6 protein-coding genes are annotated in these 9,395 nt (G+C 47.7%); 4 read left to right on the forward strand and 2 right to left on the reverse strand.

The window, feature by feature from the left end; genetic code table 11:
- Positions 1-166 precede the first annotated feature (166 nt).
- Positions 167-1,858: a CHC2 zinc finger domain-containing protein gene (locus G462_RS0115945; RefSeq protein WP_026959882.1), complete on the forward strand. Its 1,692-nt coding sequence runs from the start codon at positions 167-169 to the stop codon at positions 1,856-1,858.
- A 56-nt stretch (positions 1,859-1,914) separates the two neighbouring features.
- Here G462_RS0115945 and G462_RS0115950 read toward each other — a convergent pair whose 3' ends face one another.
- A complete protein-coding gene (locus G462_RS0115950) occupies positions 1,915-3,474 on the reverse strand; it encodes a RodZ family helix-turn-helix domain-containing protein (protein WP_026959883.1) in 1,560 nt (519 codons plus the stop codon).
- Positions 3,475-3,495: 21 nt separating this feature from the next.
- Positions 3,496-6,015, reverse strand: coding sequence for a DotA/TraY family protein (locus G462_RS0115955; protein ID WP_026959884.1), 2,520 nt, complete (start codon positions 6,013-6,015; stop codon positions 3,496-3,498).
- Between the two features lie 108 nt (positions 6,016-6,123).
- Here G462_RS0115955 and G462_RS0115960 point away from each other — a divergent pair, with 108 nt between their 5' ends.
- The 3 genes from G462_RS0115960 to G462_RS0115970 all read left to right on the forward strand — a co-directional run.
- Entirely contained in the window at positions 6,124-6,642 is a 519-nt protein-coding gene (locus G462_RS0115960; protein WP_157378651.1) for a type IVB secretion system protein IcmW, read from the forward strand.
- A gap of 4 nt (positions 6,643-6,646) precedes the next feature.
- Positions 6,647-7,129, forward strand: coding sequence for a hypothetical protein (locus tag G462_RS0115965; protein WP_026959886.1), 483 nt, complete (start codon positions 6,647-6,649; stop codon positions 7,127-7,129).
- Positions 7,129-9,395, forward strand: a 2,267-nt coding sequence (locus tag G462_RS0115970) for a TraM recognition domain-containing protein (RefSeq protein WP_026959887.1), incomplete at its 3' end; no start/stop codon positions are given. The genes G462_RS0115965 and G462_RS0115970, both read left to right, overlap by 1 nt.

The raw sequence follows: 9,395 nt of genomic DNA on the forward strand, positions 1-9,395 counted from the left end.
ATGGCACTGCACTTATAATAAGTGCAGTCGCCATATAGGTATTATAATAAGTTCTGGTCATCCGTTAATGTTATTGAAACTGTGCAATATACATAGCATTGCGTTGCGTAAGGCTCTGTCTGCTTTATAATCTTAGTAACATTTGTGAGTGAGCATGGAGTGCCAGATGCGTATCCCAGATAGTGTTATAGAAGAGCTTAAAGGAAGGATGCCGTTATCCGAACTTATCGACCGTGAAGCCAGCCCGAACAAACTTAAAAAATCTGGGAACGGCAATGTCTTTACAGCCTGTTGTCCATTTCACGAGGAGAAGACTCCGAGCTTTAATATCAATGACGATAAAGGACTCTACAACTGCTTCGGCTGCGGAGAGGGCGGGACTCATATCGATTTTCTAATGAGCTATCGTAACCTTAACTTTCGGGAAGCGGTGACTGCGCTAGCTGACATTGTGGGCGTGGACCTCCAATCTCGTTTGAAGCAGTCCGTAAACACAAGTGACACTGGCTCAGATCCCTATTTCAACAAAAGCAGCATTGAGCGCCTTAGTTCCCGGTATTTACAAGACATGTCCAAGCAATACTCAAGTACCATTTTTTTTCCCGAGCCTCCTTTTAGCATACCGTCCTACCCTCAAGGCAGAGATACATACCTGGCAGAGGACATACTGGGGGCAATGCGTTGCAGTTCGGTACTCGACTATAAGCGTTGGCTCACAAGTAAACCTGAGCAAGTTGAATTAGCGAAGCAAAGTGGAGTCGTCGTCGACGGAGACATTCGATTTCCGAATGCTAAGTGGATGATCCCAATATTTGGGTTGAGTGCTCCTGAGGACACCTCAGCACTGCCTATCTTGAGAGGTGCTAAAGGTTTGGTTCAGCTGAATTGCCAAGGCTATTTGTCAGTGAATGAATTAGACCATATACGTTTTGCTGGACTTTATCCCAGTGGCCAACATTCGGTTTGGGGTGGTTTGTTGATGCCTTTTGCCTCAAGTATCGCAATTGCTCAGGCATGTAAAGAGTTACGTCTATTACCAGGGCGGGAAGCGTTGGTATCATCAATGCGAGCTGGGAATTTTATGGCGATTGCGCCGGCGATTGGTGGGCTGACTCAAGCGCATGTATCTAACATTGGTCGCTTGCCAGTGAGCTCCCTTAAGGTTGAGCTCGAAGCCGACTTCTTGGCTAAACCGAATGCAATTGAAAGTTATTTGAATCTGGCGATGTCAATGAATGAGGCTTCGGTAAAGTTTGTACTCGAGAACGGAGATGCAATAGGGCAGCTCCCAGAGTTGATTGAGCACATAGGATCCACTTTGGTTTCGTTATCGCTGCCTCAGTTGGAGCGTATTGAATCTGCGCTGGGGCGGTACGTGAACCGTTGTGTTCGTGAAGAAGATGCAAAGCAAGCGTTTGGTGTATGCCGCTCTTTTGCCAAGGTCATGGATGTTAGCTTACCGTTAGTGATTGATCAGTTCTTTGCTGTGGACAGTTCAGAGAAAATGCTCACACTGTCGCTACTTGGTCGAGGGTTTGGCGGGAGTGGTTTGCTCCCTTTAGCGGTCGAGCCATGTAACTTGGCGTTGGACGACAAGCTACTTCGCGTGTCATGTGCGCTGGCGGGTAAAGATGCGGATTACGGGGACATAGCTAAAGAGGTGTCCTTGTACTTCTCAGACAGTAAAATGCGGCAAGTTGCGACGTTTGCTGCGGCCTCCGCTCTAAACTATTTGCCGGCGCTAACCACGGGGGAGGCTCATGAGTTAGAGGCTCAGTATCAACAATGTATAGATGTTCATATAGAACCTCTATCGGGTGTATCGACTGAATCCTCCATGGCAACTAGCGGAGCGTAGCCAAAAAAAAATAGGCAGCCATGCTGCCTATTTGTCGTTTAAAGGGATTGGTTGTACTACATACTTTGCACCATGCTCACGCCATCGTCTAACTTGCAGGTTTGAACATCCCCTTGCTTACGCGTCACTATCGACTCTAATCCGCCCAATGAGCTAAGGTCGTTTAGCAGTTTTTGCTCTAGAGGGGTCTTATCTGGTTTAGCTTCTAACTTCGCCATCACCGCTTGGGATGAGGTGCTCATATAATAACGATCTTGGTCAGTTGGCTTAGTGATAATAATGCTGTGTCGTTTAGCTTCTTCAATAATTCGGCTTGCCGTCGCCTTTGGGTCTTCTGGCTCGTGTTCTTCTCTTAACACCACTGGGGGTGATGAAGCTGAACTGCTTGCTCTGGATTCATCTCGTTCAGGAAAATTGACATCTGGAAAACGGTAGTCTTCATGCGCCTCGAAATTGATGACGTCTTTACTTAGGTATTGGTCGGTACCGCTAACGACGTGCACGGTAAGGTTCGCCCGGCCCGCATGCTTGGTCACTTCTGCAATATAGCGGTCATGTCCCCAAACAGAGATGGGATCCCAACCGCGCAATTTGGCAATTTTAACGGCTTGTCGTGCATCGTTCTTGAAATCATCTCCATCAAAGAGACAAAACGTATCGTAGTTGAATACGCTGCGTCCGCTAGAGGAGCTATACGACTCAACGTAGTCTTTGTGCTCATTGTGTTCAAAATAGTGTTTTGGGTGAACTTTGGCCATCGCCTGTTCTTTTAGAGAAAAGGTTTTTGCTATCTCAGATTTCTGGATTTTTCGGCGATTGACGTTGGTGGACAACAGGCGACTGGAAAAATGTTCCTCAGTAGCTCCTACGCCGTTGTATTCTTGATGATTGTCAGCCATGTGCTGGTAACGACTGGACTGGGCATGGTCAGCGCCTGGCGGCGTGAAGGACTCACTAGCGCTGGATTGGTTTGTGGTTGAGTTTGGTTGTTCAGTTTCTGTATTACTATCGGTCGATGCTGCCGCAGGGGGAGAGTCGGTAGTATCCCCAAGGTTTGTTGTCTCGGCTTGGTCTTCTAGACCTGTCGCATCCGTTGCGTTGGCTTCTGATGTATCACTGGTGTCGGATAATCCATCCAAGTCTTCTTCATTGTTGTCTTGAGCCGTCGCCTCATCACCTAGCTCTTCGCTCTCTGATGTGTCAAAACCAGATTTTGGCTTTGCAACGGGTTCGTCATCATGATCTGGTGCTGCACGGGGCTTCAGCAGCGTTTCTAGATGCGTTTTCACGTTCTGCGCATGGTCGATACTCGGTGGTGCACTTTCTTCAACGTTGCCTTGTGCAGCGTCTAGATCTGCTGTTGCGTTATCCTCTTGTGCGACGTTGGCTGCGGTACCTTCCTCGCTTTCCGTAGACTCGTCAGGGGTAGGTAGTTCAGTTGTTTGATCGCTTGATTCTTCCTGCAAAGCATCTACGGCAGGGGTATCCTGCTGTAAGTCTGAATCTGACGGACTTTGGCTTTCGATAGTGTCTGACTCTGGACTTGGGGCATCATGACCTTCGAGTTCGTCCTGGTTGTCCAAGTCCGATTCCATCGGCTTATTTAGTATCCCCATTGTAACACTCCTTTACCTTGGTTAAATTTTTCCCGGTATAGAGGCTCGACCTAGGTTTCCAGCAAAGCCTGACATCATGCCTTTTGATGCATCGATAGCTTCTTGAGCACCAAGGTTGTTATGGTGTTTATCACCAACCTCAATAAATTGCAGGAGCATAGTTGGGAGCTCCCACGTGATAGCTAAGTTTTTGTAAATGCCGATGGTAATTACCGCTCCATTAACAAATAGAATCCCAAAAAATTGGAACAAATCGAATGTGCCTTCATATGCACTCCTTATCGCTGGCATTAGCGTCATCTGGACGTAGAAGCCCAGTGCGCGGTTAAGCATCATTGCAACAAAAAACGAAATGGCCATTAGCGGCGGCCGTAGGAACAATGAGACCAAGATGTTCACGCCCTGCGATGACTTGCCTTTAAGGTCGGCACGGTCACCTTGAGTGATACCCATGCCCCACCAGCCTGAGCCGAGATAGGCAACAATCACGTAGTGGAGGTAGCTCATTACTGCGATGGACCAAACGATATAGGGCAGGTTGGGTATTAACTGTGAGTACATTAGCCCGAGGATCATCATTGCCCCCATGATAGATCCGATGAAGCGAGAAAGGTGATTGTTCCCTAAGCTGTTATCTCCTTCGTTCTCTTCGCCTTTGCTCTGTTGATTTTTGAATGCTTTATCGAGCGCTTTTTTCACTAGAGGCATAATAAGCGCGGTGTTGGTAATCATGACTCCAATGGTCTGCATTTCTGTTATCGGGTCAGGAAAATAGTCCCCATTTGAACTTGTACCCGCCATGCGCTCTACACCTCCGAGAATCGCGCCAGCTGTGAATCTGGAGAGCATGGATACAAGGGATTTGACGGAGCCACTAAATCCGCTACTGTCAGACATCGCGCGAACGGATTCTTCTAAACTTCGTGCGACATTAGTGCGTTCGTGGTGTGTGTTCAAAAACAGTTCATGGCGATAGTTTAGCGCCTTAGTTGCGTTGGCTTCTGCGCTGGTAAATGACATTAGCCATGTAAGGAATTTACTGGCTAAACGCGCTGTGTGGGTTTGCCGGTAAGCATTGCCCCCACTGGCTTCATGAAAGAAGTCAGAAATGATCGTATTGGCGGTTTGTTGGCGTCTGGACAGCATCATATAGGTGCTGCCTAAGCCAAACAGTCCAACATTCGCTATGTCGTCAATAAATGCCGTGTCAAAGCTGGCAACTCGTACCCCCGTCATTCCGCCATCCGCAGAGAGTTGGTCAACCATCTCGATGTCCACTACGTACTGCGATGTAGTCGCGGAGATAACGGCTTGTTGTATGAGATGCATAACCTCGTAGTAGTAGTTTTGCTTGATCACTTCATATTCTTGCAGTTTGGTTTCAAACTTGGCGTTGTAATCAGCCTTATCTGGCTCATAGTCGTTTTGCACCAGAAAATCAGCAATGGGGTCGAGGTTTTTCCAAAGATTGAAAACTGCAGTCTGGTTTGCGTTGAGCAAGCTACGCTGGATCAGTATTCGCATCCCATCTACTACCCCGACTTTTGGTTCAGGGGATATAGGGTTGTTCTTATAGTTGTCAATTCTTCCTAGCATCATAGAACCGCAAGTTTGGTCGTCGACAAAGTTAGCCTGGAGTTCTGTTTCAACAATGTAGGTTTGGCTCACATCCCCAGGGACAAAGCCGGTTTTGTGTTTCGTGTCAACAACGAAGTGTGCTCCGCTATCGTCGATTTTATCAATGTTATTGAATTCCATTTCACGCAAAACGCAGATCTTAGAGTCCAATAGGCTATCTACGACATTTGACACCGATGGCATGTCGTACATTAGGGTGCCGGGGGTGATGATCAGTACGATACCTATTCGTATTATTGCGCGAGCCATCCCAAGGCCGAGCAGAACAGTCGTCAATGTCATCATCTGAAATATGTTGACTCCTGCAAATATAGGGATAGGGAAAGAGAACAACACTGACCATGCAAATCGAGCGACTGCAAAGAGATTGGGATCAGCCTGATTGGGTTGTGAGCTCAGAAAATCCAGCTCAGCTGAACTTCGTAGCATAAACACGAGCAAACTGATAATCACAATGGCAATCATACCGATGATGCCGAGTGTGTTTAGCATGATAGCCATTGCTGTGACCAGTGTAACCGGCCCTTCCTGGACTTCGGTGCCAGGGGCATTGGCAAACACTGAGTACGCTTTGTCGACTGGAGAGCCAATCAGCATCCGCAGGGTCCTGTACATCAGGTCTGTGTGGTGAGGTCCATCAAATAGCGATTCGGGATGCCAAAAACCCTCGGTAGAAGGAGCTACGAGTGGTAATTGAGCATCGGTATAGCTCCTATAGCCCCCAAGCATATCTTCCCAGTCTGGGGCCAGACTTCCTGTGGTTGTGACTTCATTAGGGAGTTGAGGGAAATCCCCGTTTTCGATATTTACTAGTGGTGAATCAGAGGCTGCACTGATATGCATCGGCCCCAAGATGCTTAACAAAAAGACAAGTACGACGGATTTGAACGCATTTTTGCGCATGGCCCTGTTCACGCGGTGGTAAAGGTAATTATTCGAGTGTATTCTATCATATGAGCAAGTGCAATATATAGGGTATACATGATATCTGATGGTGATGTGGGTGAGTGGATGGCACGCTTTGATGAACCGACGCGCGCCATTATTACGCTTGCCATGAAAAGGGAACACTGGCCCGTTGATGGGGATCCAGAAGTACTTGAAGCGATAGGTTCGTTATCTGGAAGTATGGAGGCGATTCTTAAGCAAGCAGATGTAGATCTTGATGATGTCGAAATCAGCGGCATTGATGCTGCTGCAGCGAGCATTATCGCTAACCAGTCACCAGTTGAGCGTTTGCCTGCTGAATTGCTGCTGGAGTTGCAGGGGCAACTGAACCTCCCTCGAAGTATCAAGATGTTTGGCGATACCTGCCAGTTCAACCCTGCCCGTGCCAAGGAGATGCTAGAGGTTGCTAAAGCGCCAGATGGCAGTGAGGCGTTGCGCGATGCCGGACGATGTACCGTCAACCGGCTTTTATTTTTGGCACGCATGAATCTGATATCAAGGGTGTTCTGCTCTGAATCTCGGATCGCCACGACCGTTGAAGCGTTAAAAAACTATCTCAGGGATGACAATGAAAAGGACTAAAGCAATGAGTCTCAAATCGGCTGTACTACTTCCACTAACCGTAATGCTTGCTATGCCATCTACGTCCAGTGCGACAGATGCACTCGGCGCTGCGTGGCAACAGGCCTATCAGGAGCTACAACAAAACCAAGAAGCAATGTATCAACCTGGAGGTAGTTGCTCAGATCCTCAGCAAGCACGGCAAGATAAAATGGATAAGTTTTCGCTGCCCTCTTTTCCCTCTTTGTTAGAAGACTGTGGATTTGACGGCATCTTCGATTCCGGGGGGGGCTTTGACATATTCGGCTCAATCTTCGATGGGATCGGGGGGGTGTTTTGTGGTTACACCACCAAAGATATTGGCGGATGGTTTGGGTATGACTTGCCGGATTTTGTTGATGATGGCTTGGACTATGGCCATCAGTTCGACTATCGTCTGCTAGACGTAGATACAAACGGTAGTTGGAGAATCTTCGACGTACAGTATCAAGATAAAACGGGGTACTGATGTCTGATACTGATGAGAATATTGAACGCGAGATTTCCAAAAAACACCTTAGGAAAAGGCCTAATCACCCGATAGATAATCTGTTTTCATATCTGGGTAGCGACTCAGTATGGACACTGTATTTTGTTCCTATTGTTTTCTTTGTGATATATCCACCGTTGTGTCTCTTGACGCTGTTTTTCGTGATGCTGTTTGTCCGAGGGCGTCACCTTGATACACCAAAGATGCCCTTCTTTTTTCCAAAGTCCAGTGGCATCAAACGTGACCCATTTAATATTCTCCCTAAGAAAGACAAGAACGGTAAGAAAAAAATTGGCCCTGCAGATGGTGTGGTTTACTTCGGTAATGCGCGTGGTACAAAGCTCCAAGCGTGGATGTCGAGTACCATATTAAAGCAACACTTGGCGTTCATGGCGACTACCGGCTCGGGTAAGACCTTCACTATCTCTTCAATCGCCATCGTCAACGCGTTAATCATGGGTTCGGGCCTGCAATACATTGATGCGAAGGCAGATATCAATATCGTAGAGATGCACCTGTCTACGCTATGGCGCTTTAATCGCGTCGATGATTTCTTCAACATCAATTATATCTCCGGTTCAACCAACCCTTGGGATGGGTACCAAGGGCATAGAATGACCAACACCTACAATATGCTGTCTGAGGGAAGTGCGCAGGCAGCTACGGAAACGTTTAAAAGTCTCATGGATGGTGACGGTGACATTTGGGCCAAGCGCGCTGATGCTCTGATTACCGGTAAGCTTCGTCCGCTTATCTACATGCGCGACATGAATTACATCAACTTGAGTATCGGTACCTTATTGGACTATCTGACGCTTGAGTCGAGTGGTAGGTTGGCGGGTGATCCAAGGATACCTAAGGAAATTAATACTCAGTTGTTTGGTTTTATTAAAACCTTACCGGGCATGAATGCTGACAACCTTAAGTTGATCTTAAAAGGTGAGACCGTCAAATCGACGCAGGTTTATGATCAATATGGATTTGCGGCTATGCAAATCATATTGGTCGTTAATATGCTGGCTGGTGATTATGGCCGGATCTTTGGTGTGGTAGTTGGTGAGATAGACTTTAAAGCCATGGTTGAACAAGACCGAGTCATGCTTGGTTTGCTTCCCGCCTTGGAGGCCTCGCCGCAGGCCATCGCATCCATGGGTCGAATTATTCTTGCGTCGCGCAAGTCCATGATGGGCCGTTCAATGGGCGACCGAATTGAAGGGCGTACGGATAAAAATATTCATAGTCGACCGACCAATGCCCCTTACCACTACACGAATGTCATGGATGAGGTAGGCGCCATCTTTAATCCTGGGGAAGGCTCGGTTGCCAGCCAGGCCCGTGGCCTAAATTACTCAATTTGGTATTCATCGCAAGATCTGCCCGGTATGAAAAAGCTTTCTGATGAGATTGCGAAGGAAGTGGACCAAGTTATGGGTAACACTACCATCAAAGTCGCGGGAAGGATCATTGACCCATCAACGTTTGAGCTCTACTCAAAAATCGCCGGTGAAATGTACGTTTGGCAGAAAGATCGAAGCAATCTCGACCATCATGGGATGTCGCAAAATTCCACCGAGGACAGTGCGACCTATCAGAAAGTGGATCGCTTGGACATGCGGGAGCTCGCCCAGTTTCGCGAAGGGGACATGATGATTTCTGCTATCGACCGGCTGTATCGGGTGGACGGGCCAAACCTCAATCAGCCCAAGCCGCTGGATACCCTGAGGCTCAACGACTTCATCACTCTGCTGCCGTATTCGAACGAGACCATCGCCAAAGTTAAACAATCTCACAATTACTTACAAGTTGAGTATGAGCAAATTATTTCCGGGGTAAAATCATTGCCAGTCGTGGAGACGGGTAATAAAGAGACTTTCCTTAAAGTACTAAAAATGGGACCTGCAGCCTTCAAGCAAACCCAGTCTTTGCAGGAGACTGCGCTATTGACGCTCGGTGCATACACCCGCATATCCTTGCAGCAAATTGAGCAGTTCATGTCAGCCCATATTGACTTGGACCCTTCTGTGTCAGCACAGCCGCCAGCGATCAACGAACAGCCGTATCAGTCTCCCGAAGAGCATTCAAGTGATGTGCGGCCTAGTGATAACAGCGATGTGGATGACACTCAACCAGAGGTGCAGCCAGAAGTCACGCGACCTGCTGAGCCACCGCCGTTTGTAGTGGTCAAGTTAAATTGGCCACGGTTTTGTATTCAAGCCAGTACCTTCGCTCTGACTCATTGGGTGTC

It is taken from the genome of Aliagarivorans taiwanensis DSM 22990 (genome assembly GCF_000429505.1).
Lineage (GTDB): Bacteria > Pseudomonadota > Gammaproteobacteria > Enterobacterales > Celerinatantimonadaceae > Aliagarivorans > Aliagarivorans taiwanensis.